The organism is Ferrovibrio sp. GW821-FHT12F09, assembly GCF_058806775.1.
In genome coordinates, this window is the sequence record NZ_JBXAPZ010000001.1 from 2,223,996 (window position 1) to 2,240,804 (window position 16,809).

Genomic DNA, 16,809 nt, shown 5'->3' on the forward strand with positions numbered 1-16,809 from the left:
GTCCGTCGCGACCGCATAAGCCGCTATCCTTCAATCTTCAGCGCAACGACCTCGAAGCGGTCGTTGATGGTGTAGCGGACAACGTGGTCAGTGATGAAAAAGTCGGCAACGAAGACCACCGTGTAACCGCCGGTATCGGCTTCGCAGACCATCTTGCGATATTTGGCCGTGAAGGCGGCGGGGAAGCTTTCAGCCGGCTTTGCTGCCAAGGCGCGAGCCTCGAAATGCGTCAAAGCAGCCTTGATGGCGAGGGCACACGAGGTAGCGATCTCTTCCGCCGCGTGCGCCGCAGGCATGCCAAGGAAGGCGGTAATCGCAAGGCCGAGGATTGCGCCGCGGCTAACCATGCTGCCTTACTCGGCCTCGATCAGCACATGTTGCTTCTTGCCGAAGCTCAGGCGCAGCTGGCCGTCGGCGCCGAGATCGGCCGCCGTGATCTTCAGGTTCTCGTCCGAAATGGCCGCATCGTTCAGCTTGATGGCGTTGCCGCGGATATGGCGGCGCGCCTCGCCGCCGCTCTTGGCGAAGCCGGCTTCCTGCACCAGAGCAAAAGCAGCAATGCCCTCGTTCAGCCGGTCGCGCGCGATCTTCACCACCGGCAGGTCGCCGCCGAAGCTGCCCTGCTCGAAGGCTTTCTTCGCCGTGTCCGCTGCGGCTTCCGCCGCTTCGCGGCCGCGACACAGCGCGGTTGCCTCGGTGGCGAGGATCTTCTTCGCCTCGTTCAGTTCGGCGCCCTGCAGGGCTTCCAGCTTTGCGATCTCGTCCAGCGGCAGGTCGGTGACCAGCTTGAGGAAGCGGCCGACATCAGCGTCTTCGCAATTGCGCCAGTACTGCCAGTAATCGTAATGCGACAGCATGTCTTCATTCAGCCAGACCGCGCCATTGGCGGTCTTGCCCATCTTCTGGCCCGACGATGTGGTGAGCAGCGGACAGGTCAGGCCGAACAGGCTGAGATCGGCGCTGCGGCGGCCAAGCTCGACGCCGTTGACGATATTGCCCCACTGGTCCGAGCCGCCCATCTGCAGATTGCAGTCATAGCGCCGCGCCAGTTCGACGAAGTCGTAGGCCTGCAGGATCATGTAGTTGAATTCGAGGAAGCTGAGCGGCTGCTCGCGGTCGAGCCGCAGCTTCACAGAGTCGAAGGACAGCATGCGGTTGACCGAGAAGTGCCGGCCATAGTCGCGCAGGAAGTCGATATACTGCAGCTGGTCGAGCCAGTCGGCATTGTTGGCCATGATGGCATCCGACGGCCCGTCGCCGAAGGTCACGAAACGGCTGAACGCCGTCTTGATGCTGTCCATGTTGGCCTGGATGCCATCCACCGTCAGCAGCTTGCGCGCCTCGTCCTTGCCGGACGGATCGCCCACCTTGGTGGTGCCGCCGCCCATCAGCACGATCGGCTTGTGGCCGGCCTGCTGCAGGCGGCGCAGCATCATGATCGAGAGCAGATGGCCGACATGCAGGCTCGGCCCGGTGCAGTCATAGCCGACATAGCAGGTGATGCCCTGGGGCTTCAGCGCCAGCGCGTCCAGCGCCGCGCCATCGGTGCACTGGTGCAGATAGCCGCGCTGCGAGATGGTGCGCAGGAATTCGGATTTGAACTCGGTCATCGGACTCAAGGCTCGGGTTGGGTATTGGTGGGCGATGGTCTAACATACAGGCCGTGAATCGCCTAGCTTTTGGACGCCCGGCCTTGCCGCAGACTTCCTGGATGATCGGCCTGATGAGCGGCACCTCGATGGATGGCGTCGACGCCGCCCTGCTGCGCACCGATGGCGAAATCATTGCGGAATTCGGCCCGGCGCTGACCCTGCCCTATCCGGACGAGGTCCGGGCCCGCATCCGTGCCGTGCTCGGCGTTCCGGCCGGCGCGGCGGGGCAGGTGCCGGTGGTCAGCCGCGTGGTTACCATCGCCCATGCCGAGGCGGTGCGGGCGCTGCTGAGCCTGGCCGGATTGCAGCCGGCCGATGTGGCCTGGCTCGGCTTCCACGGCCAGACCATCCTGCATCAGCCCGACGCGCCGCATCGCCGCAGCTGGCAGACCGGCGACGGCGCCATGCTGGCCAAGCTCACCGGCATCAACACGGTCAGCGACTTCCGCAGCGCCGATGTGGCGATGGGCGGGCAGGGCGCGCCGCTGGTGCCCCTGTATCATCTGGCCCTTGCCCGACATGCGCAGCTGGCCGCGCCGCTGCTGGTGCTCAATCTCGGCGGCGTCGGCAATGTCACCTATATCGGCGGCGACAAGGCCGACGATCTGATCGCCTTCGATACCGGCCCGGGCAATGCGCTGATCGACGACTGGCTGCTGCGCCATACCGGCAGGACGCAGGATACCGGCGGCGCGCTGGCGGCCAGCGGTGCGGTCGATACAGCCGCGCTGGCACAGCTGATGGCGCATCCGTATTTCGCAGCCAGGCCGCCGAAGTCGCTCGACCGCAACGCCTTCGGCATGGACGTCCTGCAGCCTCTGTCCGCCGCCGATGGCGCGGCGACGCTGACGGCCTTCACCGCGGCCAGCGTGGCGCGCGGCTTGAGCCATCTGCCGCAACGGCCGCTGCGCTGCCTGGTCTGCGGCGGCGGGCGCCATAACGCGACGCTGATGCAGATGCTGACCCAGCATCTGAACATGCCGGTGGAAGCCGTCGAGGCGGTGGGCTGGCGCGGCGACAGCCTGGAGGCGGAGGCCTTTGCCTATCTCGCGGCGCGCAGCGTGCGCGGGTTACCCTTGAGCCTGCCGGGCACGACCGGCGTGCGCCAGGCGGTGAGTGGCGGGCGGATTTACAACATCTGATTACAGCGACTTCACCATCGGCCAGCCATCGGCGCGCGGCCGGTCGCTGAGCCGGCGATAGCCGCGCTGCTCGTAGAAGCTCACGCCGGTATGCGACGCGGTCAGGCCCAGTTCGCGCCGGCCGCGCTCGCGCGCATGGGCCTCGATATGCGCCACCAGCAGCGAGCCCAGCCCGAGCCGCTGCTGCTCGGGCGCCACGAACAGCGCCCAGAGCTGGCCGCGGCCATAACCCACCGTGCCGACGATCGCGTCGTCCAGCACGGCGACGAAGACATCCTGTCGCGTCATGCGCTCGCGCACCTGGCCGGCACTGAAGCCGGCATAGACCCCGGCGATCTCGTCGACGGAATAATCGGCGGCATTGCTGACCCGCAGCGTGCGCTGGATCAGGGCGGCGATGGCTTTCGCATCGGCCTCGGTGGCGGAACGGATGACAGGGAGCGTGAACATGCGCACCGCCAGATAGGGCGGCGCGCATGTCCGGGCCAGCGATTTCGCTATCAGCGCGCGGGGGCGCTCGCCGCGCGGTCCGGGATATGGTCGGCGCGCAGGGCCTGGCGATGGCCTGGCGTGGCCAGCATCGGTGCCACGGCATCGCCGACCAGGAAGGAAAAGCCCGCAGCCGTGCCCAGGTTGATGTCATCGGGCTGGGCCACATTCCACAGGATGGCTTCCATCTTGTGCCAGGCGGCACGCTTGGCGAAAGCGGACAGGGTCTGCATCCGGGTCGCGGTATCGGTGATGCCGGTCGGCAGCGCGGTGACGAAGCCCTGGCAGCCGGTGCCGGCATAGAGGTCGATCAGCCGCACATCGGGCGCGATGTGCAGGACGCGGGCGGCACAGAAGCGCTGGATATAGTTGATCGCGTCGGCGATGCGGCTGGCCGGCGTGCCGTCGGGGATATTGGTGATGGTGATGCACAGGCTGCGGAACAGGCCGGCCGGCAGGTCCTTGAAACGGGCCAGATAGAGATTGCGCGCGCGCGCCGTCGCCAGGGTCTGGAACGACACCGGAATGCTGATCATGCCCTTGTGGCCGCCGGTCACCATGCGGTGCAGGCCGAGCAGCGCGGTGGTCAGGCGATAGCGGTCCAGCAGGAATTCCAGCTCGTCGGGGTCTTCCAGCATCGGATCGCTGATATCGGCCGCACGGCCAGTGGGCATATGCGTGACATGTACGGTGTAGAAGGAAAACGCGCGACGCCGCGTGCTGAAATTCGGATAGAAGGCGGCCTGGCATTCCTTGAGGAAGGTGGCGCTGGTCTTTTTCTGAAACAGGCAGTCGAGCGACTGGTCGAGATCGGCCAGGTCGGGGCCGGCGCCCATGGCTGGCGCGCGGGTTGACGGAGCGGCGCTTTCATACAGATCGGCGCAGACCGGCTCGTCGTCGAACAGCATCACCTCGCCGGCATGGTTCGCCGGGTCGGTACCGGCCAGGGCCGGTTTGCCGTTGGCTTTGACATGGCTCAGCAGGTCCTGCAGCGAGCCGACCTTGCTGGTGACGAAGTCGCGGTCGACCTCGGCCACGGTGGACGCGATGCGGATATCGCAGCCGGGCACTTCGCCCAGGATCAGCCGCTCGGCCTCGTCGGCGATGGCGGCCGCTTTCATTTTCGCCTGGCTATGCGTGAGATGGGTGAACAGCACCAGGTATTCGTCATTGTCCAGATGGTAATGCACGTCACCGGCATCGAGACGGTGACGGATCACACCGTCGACGATCTGGTTGATGCTGTCGCGGCGCTGCGGCCATTCATCGCCCAGTGCCTCGCGGATCGCCTGCAGGCCGATCATCTGCAGATTGCCGGCCTGGATCTTGCCGGACAGGCGTGCGGGACTGGAGACCACCTTGAGCCGGGGTGCCGTCGGCGCCTTGCTCGATGCGGTCTCCGTCTCGTCGCCGCCAAACAGAAAGTTTTTCATCCGGTGCAGGGCAGACATGATCGCTTCCTCCTGCTCCCACTATGAGCCGGATATGGAAACTGCCCAGAGAACTTCCCGGTTACCCCAAGGCGGAGAAAGCTAACTTTCCGGATATGTCAAAACCGGAGAAATGGCAGTTTTCGCCTGTTTCAGTCGTCAGGCGAGTGACTTCGTCATCCGCCACATGTCGATATCGCCCTGCCGTTCGGCCTGCAGCATGCGGAAGCCGAGCCGCTCGTAGAAGGGCCGCGCGGTAAGCGAGGACAGCAGCCACAGCTCGCGCAGCCGCTTTTCGTCTTGCGCATGCCGTTCCAGATGCCGCACCAGTGCGCGGCCGAGACCGGTCTTCTGTTGTTCGGGCGCCACGAACATGGAATGCAGCTGTCCGCTCTCGCCGCGGATATTGCCCAGGCTGACGGTGCCGCGGAGCGTGCCGTCCAGCAGCACAACGAAGACGTCGCGCATGCCCATCTTCTCCAGCACCTTGTCGGGCGTGAAATTGCTGCAGATCGCGGCGATGGTCGCCGCGCTGTAATCGGCGGCATTGCTGATCCGCACCGTGCGCTGGACCAGCGCGCTCAGGCCGGCGACATCGTCGGAACTGGCGGGGCGGATGAGGGGCGGGACGGACATGCCGGCAGTAAATGGCTAAGCCTCTGTAACGTAAAGGCTATTGTTGAGGGCAAGACTTTTAATTCCTATTTATTCTTTTTTTGTTCTAACTTCTCGATTTCCGCGCTATCATGATCCGCCTCTGACCAAGGAGGCCTGACATGAGCGGAATTCTCGAACCGGCGACAAACCCGGATGCCGCGCCCCAGCCAATGCGGCGGCACCGGATCGACTGGAAGCGGGGCGCCACCCTGCTGGTGGAGGGCGGCCGTCCGGATGCGGTCGCCGCCGCGCTTGGCATCAGCGAAGAGCGGCTGTGGAAGCATCTGCATCACAGCCTGCGCTTTGCCGTGCATATCCAGCGCGCCATGGATCGCCGGCGTCTGCTGGCGCAGATCCAGTATGACGCAGCACTGCCGGGCGCGGTCGTGCAGCGCTGCCTGCAGGATGCACCGCCCGAGGGCGCGCATCTGCAATGGCTGACCGATGTGATGCCGCAGCAACCAAAGCCTGGCGCCGGCAGCGATGGCGCGACGCCGGGTCCGGTCGAGCAGCTGCGCGCCACGGGCGGGCGCTATCCAAGTCAGAAACTGCGTCAGCGTCTGGCAGCCGAGAAGGTGAAAATGGACGCCTTCGTGGCGGCCAGCCGCGCGGCGCTCGCCCGCCATGTCGCCGCCAACCCGCTGCCGGCGGAGTCTGCTGTTCGCGCCGATGCGCCGGTGCCGGCTCCAGACAGGATTCAAATAACGCCGGATAAGACTCCAATAGCGCCAGATAAGACTCAAACAGCGTCGGATAAGACTCCAATAGCACCGGATAAGGTCGTCCCGGCGGCCATGGCGCCGGTTGCAGCAGCATCGTCACCGCCGCGTCCGCGCGCGGCGCTGCGCGATCATCGCCCGCCGCATCCGAATCCGACGATTGTCGATCTCACCGATATCTACGGCCGCCCGCTGCCCGGCGTCACTTTCCCCGACGAGCCGCCGGGGTGAATGCCGCCTGGCGCGGGGATCGCGAAATCCACTACCCGTCATGCCACGCTGGCGTGGCATCCACGACTGTGCGGCCGCCGGTGTGGTTGTCGCGGTGCGGCTGTCGCCGCGCAGGCAAAGACGTGGATGCCACCGCTGGCGCGTTGGCATGACGGAAAAAAGATGGGAATGGCGCCGCCAGCTTTTAACTGGCCGCCAGCTATCAGCTCGCGGTTTGGGCGCCCTTGCCGGCACGGGCGGAGGTCGGCAGGAAGCTGGCCTTCACATACTTGTCGGCGGCGGCGGTGAGTTCGTCCAGCTTGCCTTCGAAGAAGTGATCGGCGCCGGCCACCTTCTTGTAGTCGATCTTGATGCCCTTCTGCAGCGCCAGGCGCTGGGCCAGCTTGGACACTTCGTTCTCCGACACGATCTTGTCCTCGGTGCCCTGGATGATCAGGCCCGAAGACGGGCAGGGCGCGAGGAAGCCGAAGTCGAACATGCCGGCCGGCGGTGCCACCGAGATGAAACCGTCGATCTCCGGGCGGCGCATGAGAAGCTGCATCGAGATCCAGGCGCCAAACGAAAAGCCGGCGATCCACACGGCCGAGGCATTGGCGTTGAAGCTCTGCAGCCAGTCGAGCGCCGAGGCGGCGTCGGAGAGTTCACCGATGCCCTGGTCGAAGCTGCCCTGGCTGCGGCCGACGCCGCGGAAGTTGAACCGCAGCACCGAGAAGCCGCGTTTGGCGAAGACATGGAACAGGTTGTAGGTCACCTTGTTATTCATCGTCCCGCCATACAGCGGGTGCGGATGAAGAATCAGGGCGATCGGGGCATTGGCTTCCGGGCCCGGATGGTAACGGCCTTCCAGCCGTCCGTCGGGACCAGGAAAAATGATATCAGGCATTACGGTACGTCACTTTCGCCGCTTCTGGGGCTGCCGGCGCCGCAGCGTAACATCGCCGGCGCTGGATAATCGGTTGATCGGGCCTTAGGGTCCGGTCCCTTGGGTTTTACCATACTCGGCAGAGCGAAATTCAAGCTTAAAAGCAGGAAATGAACGTCACCTACCTGGACTATAACGCTACGGCACCCCTGCGGCCTGAGGCCCGCGCGGCGCTGCTGGCGGCGCTGGCGGCCCCGGGCAACCCGTCTTCGGTGCACCGTTTCGGCCGTGCGGCGCGGGGAATCGCCGATACTGCGCGGGCCCAGGTGGCAGCGCTGGTCGGCGCCGAGGCCCGGCGCGTGGTCTTCACCGGCGGCGGCACCGAGGCCAACAATCTCGCTTTGCGCCTGGCGGTCGAGAAGGCTGGGGTGAAAAGCGTCATCGTTGCCGGCATCGAGCACGACTCGGTGCTCCGCCCCGCCCGCGAATTCGGGCTGCCCCCCTTCAATCTGAGCTGCCGCGAGCTGCCGGCCGAGTCCGATGGCGTGCTGGCCCAGACCGCCCTGGAAGAGGCGCTGGCGACCCTGCCGAAGCCGGCGCTGGTCTGCCTGATGCTGGCCAACAACGAGACCGGCGCGATCCAGCCGGTGACCGCGGCCACCCGGCTGACCCATGCGGCCGGCGGCCTGCTGCTCTGCGACGCGGTGCAGGCGGCCGGCAAGATCGAGGTCGACCTGGGGAAACTCGGCTGCGACTTCCTCACCCTGTCCGGCCACAAACTCGGCGGCCCCACCGGGGTGGGGGCCCTGGTGCTGCGCGACGACTGGGCCCCGGCTCCGATGATCCGCGGCGGCGGCCAGGAGCAGGGCATGCGGGCCGGCACCGAGAACCTGGGCGGCATCGCCGGCTTCGGGGCCGCCGCGGCGGCGGCGCCCTATGGCCTGGTGGAAATGAAGACGACGCTGGCGCTGCGCGACCGGCTCCAGGCCGCCCTGCTGGCGGCATGCCCGGAGGCCCCCATCCATGGCGGCGATGCCCGGCTCGGGCGTCTGCCCAACACCCTTTGCATAGGCATGCCGGGCGTGCCGGCCGAGACCCAGGTGATGGCCTTCGACCTGGCCGGCCTGGCGGTCTCCGCCGGCTCGGCCTGTTCCTCGGGCAAGGTCGCGCCCAGCCATGTGCTGACCGCCATGGGGCTGTCCGAACAGGTCGCCCGCGAGGCCGTGCGCTTCAGCCTCGGCTGGGATACCCGGCCTGAGGATATCGAGCGGGCCATCGAGATCTGGGCCGGCTTCTGGGCGCGCAAACGGAAGTAATCTAAAACATGATATATTTATATTATCTTTATGATTATAAATGATATTATGTTTCATATTGAAGTGATTTAGGCGAAAAGGGCGGGCGGGAAAACCCGGGCCGGATCGGTTGCCGGTTCGGCTGCCAGACGATATATCCGGGCGGCCTTTCAGGAGATCAGCAGTCGATGCCGAAGATGACCTTTGTCCAGCCCGATGGCAGCCGCGTCGAAGTCGATGCGCCTGTCGGCCTCTCGGTGCTGGAAGTCGCCCACAAGCATGGGGTGGATATCGAGGGCGCCTGCGAGGGCTCGCTGGCCTGCTCGACCTGCCATGTGGTCATCGACCCGGACTGGTATGGCAAGCTGCCCGCCGCCAAGCCCGACGAGGAAGACATGCTCGACCTCGCCTTCGGCCTGACCAAGACCTCCCGGCTCGGCTGCCAGCTCATCATCACCGAGGCGCTCGACGGCCTGGTGGTCAGCCTGCCGACCGCCACCCGGAACATGATGTAAGTGGACAGCCTGATCCTGGTCGTCGCCCTGGGTGCGGCGCTCGCCGGTTTCGTCCAGGGTCTCTCGGGCTTCGCCTTCGCCCTGGTCGCCATGTCGGTCTGGGCCTGGTGGCTGGAGCCCCAGCTCGCCGCGACGCTTGCCGTCGCCGGCGGCCTGACCGGCCAGGTGCTCGCCGCCGTCACGCTGCGGCGCGGCTTCGACTGGCGCCTGCTACTGCCCTTCGTCGCCGGCGGCCTCGCCGGAATCCCGGTCGGCGTCTGGATCCTGCCGCTGCTGGATGTGCAGGTCTTCAAGATCACACTCGGCGGCCTGCTGATTGTGGTCTGTCCGCTGATGCTGCTGGCGCCCCGGCTGCCCCGGATCGCCATCGCCCATGCCGGCCTGGCCCGGGCCGCCGATGGCGGCATCGGTCTGGTCGGCGGGGTGCTGGGCGGGATCGGCGGCTTCTCCGGCGTGATCCCGACGCTCTGGTGCACCTTGCGCGGCATGGCTAAGGACACCCAGCGCAGCGTGATCCAGACGTTCAACCTGGCGCTCCTGGCCGTCACCTTCGGCAGCTATGTCGCCACCGGCATCGTCACCCGGCAGACCCTGCCGCTGCTGGCCGTGGTGCTGCCGGCCATGCTGATCCCCAGCCTGCTCGGCGCAAAGCTCTATATCGGCATCAGCGAGCAGGCCTTCCGCCGCATCGTGCTCGGGCTGCTGACCGCGTCCGGCCTGGCGATGCTGGCCTCGGGGCTGGCGCGGCTGAACTAGTCGCGGAAATAGCTGGCCGGATACTGCGCGCGGATGCCTTCCACGAAGGCCAGCGAGCGCGACAGATGGGCGCGCACTTCGCGGCTGGCGGCCATCGGATCGCCGGCGGCGATGGCATCGACGATGGCGGTGTGGTCGCGCATGATCTGGTGCACCTTGCCGGCCATGGGCAGATGCAGGCGGCGCAGGCGGTCGATATGGCCGCTGTTGCGTCGCGCCAGCGCCCACAGGTCCGGCACGCCGGCCGCCTCATACATCTGGCGATGGAACAGCCGGTCCTGCGCATCGAACTGCGCCAGGTCGCCATTGTCGCCGAAGGCCTGCTGCAGCCGCAGGGTCTGGCGCAGGCGTTCGATCAGTCCTGTATCGGGCGCGCTGGCCAGCGTATGGACGGTTTCCACCTCGACCGAGCGGCGCAGGAAGGCGGCCTGGCGGGCATGATCGAGGTCGATGCGGCTCACCATGGTGGCGTGCTGCGGGAAGATATCGACCAGCGCTTCCTCGGCCAGCTTCATCAGCGCATCGCGGATCGGCGTGGAGCTGAGGCCGAACCGCAGCTGCAGTTCCTGGCGCGACAGCACCGTGCCCGGCACCAGGTCCAGATTGATGATGGCGTCGCGCAGGTGATCGAAGACCTGCGGGGCGGCCTGCCGGGATTTGTCCCGGAGCGGGGTAAGGGCGAAGGGGGTGACGACCACGGTCATGGCAGGCTTCTAGCATGGTTCGGCAATTGACGCACTAATGCATTAGTGGTCTGATCCGACTCATAAACAAAGAACCTTGGAGGAAACGAGACCATGATCCTGAAATCCCTGATGGGGGCGGCTGCCCTCGCGCTGGCTGTCGCCAGCCCCGCGCTGGCCCAGCAATATCCTGACCGCAACGTCACCATGATCGTGCCCTTCCCGGCGGGCGGTTCGTCCGACATCGCCGGCCGCAACCTGGCGTCCAAGCTGACCGAAAGCCTGGGTAAGACCGTGGTGGTGGATAACCGCGCCGGCGCCAACGGCTCGCTCGGCGCCACGCTGCTCAAGCAGGCCGCACCCGATGGCTACACCATCTTGGTCGGCTCGATCGGCGTCTTCGGCATCAATCCGGCGCTGTTCAAGGATCTGAAATACGATCCGCTGAAGGACTTCGACCTGCTCACGGTGGCCGTGCGCACCCCGAATGTGCTGGTCGCCTATCCGGGCTTCCCGGCCAATACCGTGGCCGAGCTGATCGAGTATCTGAAGAAGAACCCGGACAAGGTGTCGTTCGCCTCGTCGGGCACCGGCTCGTCCGACCATCTGACCGCCGAACTGTTCCTGCAGAAGACCAACACCAAGGGCGTGCATGTGCCCTACAAGGGCGGCGGGCCGGCCATCACCGACCTGATCGGCGGCCATGCTAATGTGTCCTTCCAGAATCTGGGCGCCATCGCCAACCATGTGCGCGGCGGCAAGCTGAAGGCGCTGGCCGTCACCGCCGACAAGCGCAATGCCGCGCTGCCGGACGTGCCGACCATGGCCGAAGCCGGCGTGAAGGATGTGGAAGTCTATTCCTGGCAGGCAGCGGCTGCGCCCAAGGGCCTGCCGCCGGCCGTCCGCGCCCGTCTGGAGAAGGACATGATCGCCGGCCTGACCGCGCCGGACATGAAGGCGAAGTTCAACGATATCGGTTTCGATGTCGTCGCCAACACCGGCAAGGAGTTCGAGACCTTCCTGACGGCCGAGATCGCCCGCTGGAAGACCGTGATCGAAGTCGGCAAAATCACGCCGGAGTAATTGAAGGCAGTCCCCGGGGCGGACATCATGTCCGCCCTATTTCTTTTTCTGACGAGTAAACCATGGCCAGCAAGAAGAAGACCCCAGACCAGCTCCGTTCCGCCCGCTGGTTCGCGCCGGACGACCTGCGCAGTTTCGGTCACCGCTCGCGCATCATGCAGATGGGCTATGCCAGCGTCGAATGGACCGGCAAGCCGCTGATCGCCATCGTCAACACCTGGTCCGACATCAACCCCTGCCATGCGCATTTCAAGCATCGCGTCGAAGACGTGAAGCGCGGCGTGCTGCAGGCCGGCGGCCTGCCGATCGAACTGCCGGCCATCTCGGTCTCGGAAAGCTTTGTGAAGCCCACCACCATGCTCTATCGCAACATGCTGGCGATGGAGACCGAGGAGCTGATCCGCAGCCATCCGGTGGATGGCGTGGTGCTGATGGGCGGCTGCGACAAGTCCACGCCGGGTCTGCTGATGGGCGCCACCAGCGCCGGCCTGCCGATGATCTACCTGCCGGCCGGGCCGATGCTGCGCGGCAACTGGAAGGGCAAGATCCTCGGCTCGGGTTCGGATGCCTGGAAATTCTGGGACGAGCGCCGCGCCGGCAATATCTCGAACCAGGAATGGAACGACATCGAGGCCGGCATCGCGCGCTCCTACGGCACCTGCATGACCATGGGCACGGCCGCCACCATGATGGCGATCACCGAGGCCATCGGCATGACCCTGCCGGGCGCCTCCTCCATTCCGGCCGCCGATGCCAACCACATCCGCATGAGCAGCGATTGCGGCCGCCGCATCGTCGACATGGTCTGGGAAGACCTGGTGCCGACGGTGATCCAGACCCGCAAGGCTTACGAGAATGCCATCGCCGTCGCCATGGCCATGGGCTGCTCGACCAACGCCATCATTCATCTGATCGCCATGGCACGCCGCGCCGGCCAGGATATCTCGCTGGACGATTTCGAGATCGCGTCGCGTAAAGTTCCGGTGATCGCCAATATCCGTCCCTCGGGCGAAGACTATCTGATGGAGGACTTTTTCTATGCCGGCGGCCTGCCGGCGCTGATGACCCGCATCAAGGATCATCTGCACTTGGACGCGGTCACGGTGACGGGCCAGACCCTGGCCGAGAATATCGCCCATGCTGCCGTGCATAACGATGATGTCATCCGTACGGTGGAGACGGCGATCTATGCCGAGGGTGCGCTGGCGGTGCTGAAGGGTAACCTGGCGCCCGATGGCTGCGTGATCAAGCCGAGCGCCTGCGATCCGCGTTTCCTCAAGCATTCCGGCCCGGCGCTGGTGTTCGACGATTATCCGTCGATGAAAAAGGCGGTGGATGACGAGAATCTCGACGTCACGGCGGATCACGTCCTGATCCTGCGCAATGCGGGTCCGCTCGGCGGTCCGGGCATGCCGGAATGGGGCATGCTGCCGATCCCGAAGAAGCTGGTGAAGCAGGGCGTGCGCGACATGGTGCGGCTGTCGGATGCGCGCATGAGCGGCACGTCTTACGGCGCCTGCATTCTGCATGTGGCGCCGGAATCCTATATCGGTGGACCGCTGGCGCTGGTGAAGAATGGCGACATCATCTCGCTCGATGTCGACAAGCGCACCATCACGCTGGATGTGTCCGACGCTGAACTGGAAAAACGCAAGGCGGCCTGGCAGCAGCCCGAGGTGCGCTACGAGCGCGGCTATGGCTGGATGTTCAGCAAGCATATCAAGCAGGCCGACCAGGGCTGCGACTTCGACTTCCTCGAAACCGGCTTCGGTGCGCCGGTGCGCGAACCGGACATCTTCTGATGTGGACACCATCGGCCCGTTATCCCGATCCGGCCGTGCAGGTGCTGGACGACAGTTTCATGAAGCTGCGCCTGCGCACGGCGGCGGTCGAACGGCTGGCCACCGGCTTTCGCTGGGCCGAAGGTCCGGTGTGGTTCGGCGACCAGCGCTGCCTGATCTGGAGCGATATCCCGAACAACCAGATGCTGCGCTGGGACGAGCAGACCGGTGCGGTCAGCGTCTTCCGCAAGCCCAGCAATTACGCCAACGGCAATACGCGCGACCGCCAGGGCCGGCTGGTCACCTGCGAGCACCAGACGCGCCGCATCACCCGCACGGAATACGATGGCAGCATCACCGTGCTGGCCGACCGCTTCGAGGGCAAGCGCTTCAACTCGCCGAACGACATCGTGGTGAAATCCGACGGCAGTGTCTGGTTCACCGATCCGATCTTCGGCGTCAACAGCAATTACGAAAGCCGCAAGGGGCAGTCCGAGCTACCGCAGCATGTCTACCGCCTCGATCCGGCGACCGGCGATCTGAGCGTGGCGGCCGAGGGCCTGAACGGGCCGAACGGCCTGGCCTTCTCGCCCGATGAAAGCCGGCTCTATATCGTTGAGTCGCTGGCCGCGCCGAACCGCCTGATCCATGCCTATGACGTGGTGGGCGGCAAGACGCTCACCAATCGCAAGGTGCTGATCGACTGCGGTGCCGGCACGGCCGATGGTTTCCGTGTCGATACCGGCGGCAATCTGTGGTGCGGCTGGGGCATGGGCAGCGACGATCTGGACGGCGTGATGGTGTTCAACGCCGACGGCAAGGGGATCGGGCGCATCGCGCTGCCCGAACGCTGCGCCAATCTGTGTTTCGGCGGCGAAATGCGCAACCGCTTGTTCATGGCCTCGAGCCAGTCGCTCTATGCGCTGTATGTGGATACCCAGGGCGCGACGCTGTCTTGAGTTTTTAAAAAAGAAGGACCTTCCCGTGACTCTCAAAGCCGAAACCCTTGCCAAGCTGAAGACCGTCAGCACGCCGACGCTGGCCACCGCGCTCTACAAGCGCGGCCTGCGCAACCAGTTCATCCAGGATGTGGTGCCGCTCAACCCGTCGCTGCCGACCATGGTGGGCGAGGCCTTCACGCTGCGCTACATGCCGGCGCGCGAGGACCGCAATCCGATCACGGTGTTCCAGAATCCCGAGCATCCGCAGCGCAAGGCGGTGGAGATCTGCCCGCCCGGCGCCGTGCTGGTGATGGACAGCCGCAAGGATGCGCGTGCCGCTTCGGCCGGTTCGATCCTGATCTCGCGCCTGATGGTGCGCGGCGTGGCCGGCGTGGTGACCGATGGCGGCTTCCGTGACTCCGGCGAGATCGCGCAGCTCAAGATTCCGGCCTTCCACAGCCGTCCCTCTGCGCCGACGAACCTGACGCTGCATGAAGCCATCGACATCAACGTGCCGATCGGCTGCGGCGATGCGGCGGTCTTCCCCGGCGACGTGATCGTCGGCGATGCCGATGGCGTCATGGTGATCCCGGCGGAGATCGCCGACGAGATCGCCACCGAAGCCGTCGAGATGACGGCGTTTGAGGATTTCGTCACCGAGCAGGTGCTGGGCGGCCGCTCGATCCGCGGGCTTTATCCGGCCACCGATCCGCAGACCAAGGTGGATTTCGAAGCCTGGCGCAAGCAGAAGGGCCGGTAAGGAAGCCTCACAATAACCGACACCCTCCGCCATTGCGCTTTGCGCGAAGGCCTATTTGCATGGCGGCAAAGCTGCGGCTGGTGCGGTTAAAACCTGCTTGCGCGGCCTCAGAATTATTTTATACTTAAAATAATATGGTGCCGCCGCCGGTACGAAGGCGCGCTTTTAAACACTGCATTATTGTGCATTCCGACTAAACCTTGATTTTGGCCGTGGAATGCGAAATATGCGCTGTTCAAGCGGCCGGAACCATATTATATGTGTACATATGATTTAGGCCGTGAGTTCTGGTCAGCCCCGTAGTATCCCGCGCTGCCCCCCAAACGGATTTCAAGCCCATGTCATCTTCCGCTGCTGCCGCCGTCGTTCCTGCCACGCCCTCGCATCCGCTGCTCAAGCCCGGCGGCAATCTGCGTGAGGAGACGGTCACCTTCGTCCATCACTGGACCGACAATCTCTTCACCTTCCGCACCAGCCGCGATCCGACCTTCCGTTTCATCAACGGCCAGTTTGCGATGATCGGTCTGATCGTCGACAACAAGCCGCTGCTGCGCGCCTATTCGATGGCGAGCGCCAATTACGAAGAGCATCTGGAATTCTTCTCGATCAAGGTGCCGGACGGCCCGCTGACCTCCAGGCTGCAGCATCTGAAGGTGGGCGAGAAGATCATCGTCGGCCGCAAGTCGGTCGGCACGCTGCTGCAGGACAACCTGCATCCGGGCAAGACGCTGTATCTGCTGGGCACCGGCACCGGCCTCGCGCCCTTCATGTCGATCATCAAGGACCATGAAGCCTACGAGCGCTACGACCGCGTGGTGCTGGTGCATGGCGTGCGCACCGTGGGTGAACTGGCCTACCAGGATTACATCACGCGCGAGCTGCCGGAGAACGAGTTCTTCGGCGACGAGGTGAAAGCCAAGCTGCTGTATTATCCGACCGTGACGCGCGAGGATTTCCGCAACCAGGGCCGCATCACCGACCTGATCCGCAGCGGCAAGCTGTTCAGCGATCTGGGCCTGCCGCCGCTCAACATCGAGACCGACCGCCTGATGCTCTGCGGCAGCCCGCAGATGCTGAGCGAAATGCGCGAGATGCTGGACGGCCTGAAGTGGGAAGAGGGCAGCACCACCGGCGCCGGCCATTACGTGATCGAGAAAGCCTTCGTCGAACAGTAAACCTCAGGCGCCGCCTTTCAGGGCCTGCATCAGCGCCAGGCCGGCCCAGGTGGCCAGCAGGCAGGCGAACACTGACAGCGCCACATTGCCGCCGGCGCGCAGCAGCAGGCCCTCGCGCAGCAGCACGAGGGTCTGCAGGCTGAAGCTGGAAAATGTCGTGAAGCCGCCGCAGATGCCGACCATCAGGAACAGACGGCCGCCATCGCTCAGCGTCCAGCGTCCTTCGCCAAAGGCCAGCGCGCCGAGCGCGCCGATCACGAACGAGCCGCTGACATTCACCAGGATGGTGCCCCAGGGAAAATCGGCGTTCAGCCGGGCGTCGACGGCTTCGGTCATCCAGTAACGGGCGATGCTGCCGAGCGCGCCGCCGGCAGCAATATAGAAATACCCGATCATTCCTCGCTCCATCGTCATGGCCGCTCCACGGGACGGCGTTGGTCTTTGTGATCGAGAGCGGAGGGGGGGTATTCCGGACAGACTCCCACCGCCATCGACTTGCGGTAGGAGCCATCAGCGACCGGGCCCTTGGTTGTTTCAGGTGGGCCGGCGGCGGTTATCGGGGGACTCCATCCCCATCGCCAGCGAGATTAGCAAAAGTGCCGCAGGCGGTCAAAGCGCTCTTGGCCGGCGCGAACGGG

General features: G+C 65.2%; 18 protein-coding genes and 1 riboswitch. Of the genes, 10 read left to right on the forward strand and 8 right to left on the reverse strand.

What is annotated here, in order from left to right; translation table 11 throughout:
* Positions 1-23 precede the first annotated feature (23 nt).
* Both AC1ROB_RS10945 and tyrS read right to left on the reverse strand, forming a co-directional pair.
* Positions 24-347: a hypothetical protein gene (locus tag AC1ROB_RS10945; protein ID WP_492971139.1), complete on the reverse strand. Its 324-nt coding sequence runs from the start codon at positions 345-347 to the stop codon at positions 24-26.
* Between the two features lie 6 nt (positions 348-353).
* A complete protein-coding gene (gene tyrS / locus AC1ROB_RS10950) occupies positions 354-1,610 on the reverse strand; it encodes a tyrosine--tRNA ligase (protein ID WP_492971138.1) in 1,257 nt (418 codons plus the stop codon).
* A 101-nt stretch (positions 1,611-1,711) separates the two neighbouring features.
* On the opposite strand from tyrS, the gene AC1ROB_RS10955 reads away from it, so the two are divergent.
* Positions 1,712-2,794: an anhydro-N-acetylmuramic acid kinase gene (locus AC1ROB_RS10955; protein ID WP_492972204.1), complete on the forward strand. Its 1,083-nt coding sequence runs from the start codon at positions 1,712-1,714 to the stop codon at positions 2,792-2,794.
* On the opposite strand, the gene AC1ROB_RS10960 is transcribed toward AC1ROB_RS10955, so the two are convergent.
* The 3 genes from AC1ROB_RS10960 to AC1ROB_RS10970 all read right to left on the reverse strand — a co-directional run bounded on the left by AC1ROB_RS10960 (position 2,795) and on the right by AC1ROB_RS10970 (position 5,349).
* A complete protein-coding gene (locus AC1ROB_RS10960; RefSeq protein ID WP_492971137.1) occupies positions 2,795-3,244 on the reverse strand; it encodes a GNAT family N-acetyltransferase in 450 nt (149 codons plus the stop codon).
* Between the two features lie 50 nt (positions 3,245-3,294).
* Positions 3,295-4,734 carry a hypothetical protein gene (locus AC1ROB_RS10965; protein WP_492971136.1) on the reverse strand — a complete coding sequence of 480 codons (1,440 nt, stop codon included), beginning with the start codon at positions 4,732-4,734 and terminating at the stop codon, positions 3,295-3,297.
* Between the two features lie 138 nt (positions 4,735-4,872).
* Positions 4,873-5,349 (reverse strand): GNAT family N-acetyltransferase, encoded by a 477-nt coding sequence (locus tag AC1ROB_RS10970; protein WP_492971135.1) that lies wholly within the window; start codon positions 5,347-5,349, stop codon positions 4,873-4,875.
* Positions 5,350-5,489: 140 nt separating this feature from the next.
* Here AC1ROB_RS10970 and AC1ROB_RS10975 point away from each other — a divergent pair, with 140 nt between their 5' ends.
* Entirely contained in the window at positions 5,490-6,320 is an 831-nt protein-coding gene (locus tag AC1ROB_RS10975; protein WP_492971134.1) for a hypothetical protein, read from the forward strand.
* 202 nt (positions 6,321-6,522) lie between these two features.
* On the opposite strand, the gene AC1ROB_RS10980 is transcribed toward AC1ROB_RS10975, so the two are convergent.
* Positions 6,523-7,203: an alpha/beta hydrolase gene (locus tag AC1ROB_RS10980; protein WP_492971133.1), complete on the reverse strand. Its 681-nt coding sequence runs from the start codon at positions 7,201-7,203 to the stop codon at positions 6,523-6,525.
* Positions 7,204-7,352: 149 nt separating this feature from the next.
* Between AC1ROB_RS10980 and AC1ROB_RS10985 the strand changes: the two genes are divergently transcribed.
* The 3 genes from AC1ROB_RS10985 to AC1ROB_RS10995 all read left to right on the forward strand — a co-directional run bounded on the left by AC1ROB_RS10985 (position 7,353) and on the right by AC1ROB_RS10995 (position 9,748).
* Positions 7,353-8,498 carry a cysteine desulfurase family protein gene (locus AC1ROB_RS10985; RefSeq protein WP_492971132.1) on the forward strand — a complete coding sequence of 382 codons (1,146 nt, stop codon included), beginning with the start codon at positions 7,353-7,355 and terminating at the stop codon, positions 8,496-8,498.
* Between the two features lie 167 nt (positions 8,499-8,665).
* Positions 8,666-8,992 carry a ferredoxin family 2Fe-2S iron-sulfur cluster binding protein gene (locus AC1ROB_RS10990; RefSeq protein WP_492971131.1) on the forward strand — a complete coding sequence of 109 codons (327 nt, stop codon included), beginning with the start codon at positions 8,666-8,668 and terminating at the stop codon, positions 8,990-8,992.
* The gene (locus AC1ROB_RS10995; protein WP_492971130.1) at positions 8,993-9,748 is read left to right on the forward strand and encodes a sulfite exporter TauE/SafE family protein; all 756 of its coding nucleotides are present in this window, start codon (positions 8,993-8,995) and stop codon (positions 9,746-9,748) included.
* Here AC1ROB_RS10995 and AC1ROB_RS11000 read toward each other — a convergent pair.
* Positions 9,745-10,452: a GntR family transcriptional regulator gene (locus AC1ROB_RS11000; protein ID WP_492971129.1), complete on the reverse strand. Its 708-nt coding sequence runs from the start codon at positions 10,450-10,452 to the stop codon at positions 9,745-9,747. The genes AC1ROB_RS10995 and AC1ROB_RS11000 overlap by 4 nt on opposite strands.
* Positions 10,453-10,545: 93 nt before the next feature.
* Here AC1ROB_RS11000 and AC1ROB_RS11005 point away from each other — a divergent pair, with 93 nt between their 5' ends.
* From AC1ROB_RS11005 to AC1ROB_RS11025, 5 genes are all read left to right on the forward strand, one after another.
* Positions 10,546-11,514, forward strand: coding sequence for a Bug family tripartite tricarboxylate transporter substrate binding protein (locus AC1ROB_RS11005; protein ID WP_492971128.1), 969 nt, complete (start codon positions 10,546-10,548; stop codon positions 11,512-11,514).
* 62 nt (positions 11,515-11,576) lie between these two features.
* Entirely contained in the window at positions 11,577-13,316 is a 1,740-nt protein-coding gene (araD, locus tag AC1ROB_RS11010; RefSeq protein WP_492971127.1) for an L-arabinonate dehydratase, read from the forward strand.
* The gene (locus AC1ROB_RS11015) at positions 13,316-14,254 is read left to right on the forward strand and encodes an SMP-30/gluconolactonase/LRE family protein (protein WP_492971126.1); all 939 of its coding nucleotides are present in this window, start codon (positions 13,316-13,318) and stop codon (positions 14,252-14,254) included. Before araD ends, AC1ROB_RS11015 begins: the two co-directional genes overlap by 1 nt.
* Positions 14,255-14,279: 25 nt before the next feature.
* Positions 14,280-14,996, forward strand: coding sequence for a ribonuclease activity regulator RraA (locus AC1ROB_RS11020; RefSeq protein ID WP_492971125.1), 717 nt, complete (start codon positions 14,280-14,282; stop codon positions 14,994-14,996).
* A 338-nt stretch (positions 14,997-15,334) separates the two neighbouring features.
* A complete protein-coding gene (locus AC1ROB_RS11025) occupies positions 15,335-16,171 on the forward strand; it encodes a ferredoxin--NADP reductase (protein WP_492971124.1) in 837 nt (278 codons plus the stop codon).
* Positions 16,172-16,174: 3 nt separating this feature from the next.
* Here AC1ROB_RS11025 and crcB read toward each other — a convergent pair whose 3' ends face one another.
* Positions 16,175-16,564, reverse strand: coding sequence for a fluoride efflux transporter CrcB (crcB, locus tag AC1ROB_RS11030; RefSeq protein WP_492972203.1), 390 nt, complete (start codon positions 16,562-16,564; stop codon positions 16,175-16,177).
* 101 nt (positions 16,565-16,665) lie between these two features.
* Positions 16,666-16,754: riboswitch (Fluoride riboswitch) on the reverse strand.
* Positions 16,755-16,809 lie beyond the last annotated feature (55 nt).

Bases quoted from the DNA above. Each gene is read 5' to 3' on its own strand.
- AC1ROB_RS10990 (WP_492971131.1), top strand. From the start codon at position 8,666: ATGCCGAAGATGACCTTTGTCCAGCCCGATGGCAGCCGCGTCGAAGTC.
- AC1ROB_RS10985 (WP_492971132.1), top strand. From the start codon at position 7,353: ATGAACGTCACCTACCTGGACTATAACGCTACGGCACCCCTGCGGCCT.
- AC1ROB_RS10975 (WP_492971134.1), top strand. From the start codon at position 5,490: ATGAGCGGAATTCTCGAACCGGCGACAAACCCGGATGCCGCGCCCCAG.
- AC1ROB_RS10970 (WP_492971135.1), bottom strand. From the start codon at position 5,349: ATGTCCGTCCCGCCCCTCATCCGCCCCGCCAGTTCCGACGATGTCGCC.
- AC1ROB_RS11000 (WP_492971129.1), bottom strand. From the start codon at position 10,452: ATGACCGTGGTCGTCACCCCCTTCGCCCTTACCCCGCTCCGGGACAAA.
- AC1ROB_RS11015 (WP_492971126.1), top strand. From the start codon at position 13,316: ATGTGGACACCATCGGCCCGTTATCCCGATCCGGCCGTGCAGGTGCTG.
- AC1ROB_RS10965 (WP_492971136.1), bottom strand. From the start codon at position 4,734: ATGTCTGCCCTGCACCGGATGAAAAACTTTCTGTTTGGCGGCGACGAG.
- araD (WP_492971127.1), top strand. From the start codon at position 11,577: ATGGCCAGCAAGAAGAAGACCCCAGACCAGCTCCGTTCCGCCCGCTGG.
- AC1ROB_RS11005 (WP_492971128.1), top strand. From the start codon at position 10,546: ATGATCCTGAAATCCCTGATGGGGGCGGCTGCCCTCGCGCTGGCTGTC.
- tyrS (WP_492971138.1), bottom strand. From the start codon at position 1,610: ATGACCGAGTTCAAATCCGAATTCCTGCGCACCATCTCGCAGCGCGGC.
- AC1ROB_RS10960 (WP_492971137.1), bottom strand. From the start codon at position 3,244: ATGTTCACGCTCCCTGTCATCCGTTCCGCCACCGAGGCCGATGCGAAA.
- AC1ROB_RS10955 (WP_492972204.1), top strand. From the start codon at position 1,712: ATGATCGGCCTGATGAGCGGCACCTCGATGGATGGCGTCGACGCCGCC.
- AC1ROB_RS11025 (WP_492971124.1), top strand. From the start codon at position 15,335: ATGTCATCTTCCGCTGCTGCCGCCGTCGTTCCTGCCACGCCCTCGCAT.
- AC1ROB_RS10980 (WP_492971133.1), bottom strand. From the start codon at position 7,203: ATGCCTGATATCATTTTTCCTGGTCCCGACGGACGGCTGGAAGGCCGT.
- AC1ROB_RS10945 (WP_492971139.1), bottom strand. From the start codon at position 347: ATGGTTAGCCGCGGCGCAATCCTCGGCCTTGCGATTACCGCCTTCCTT.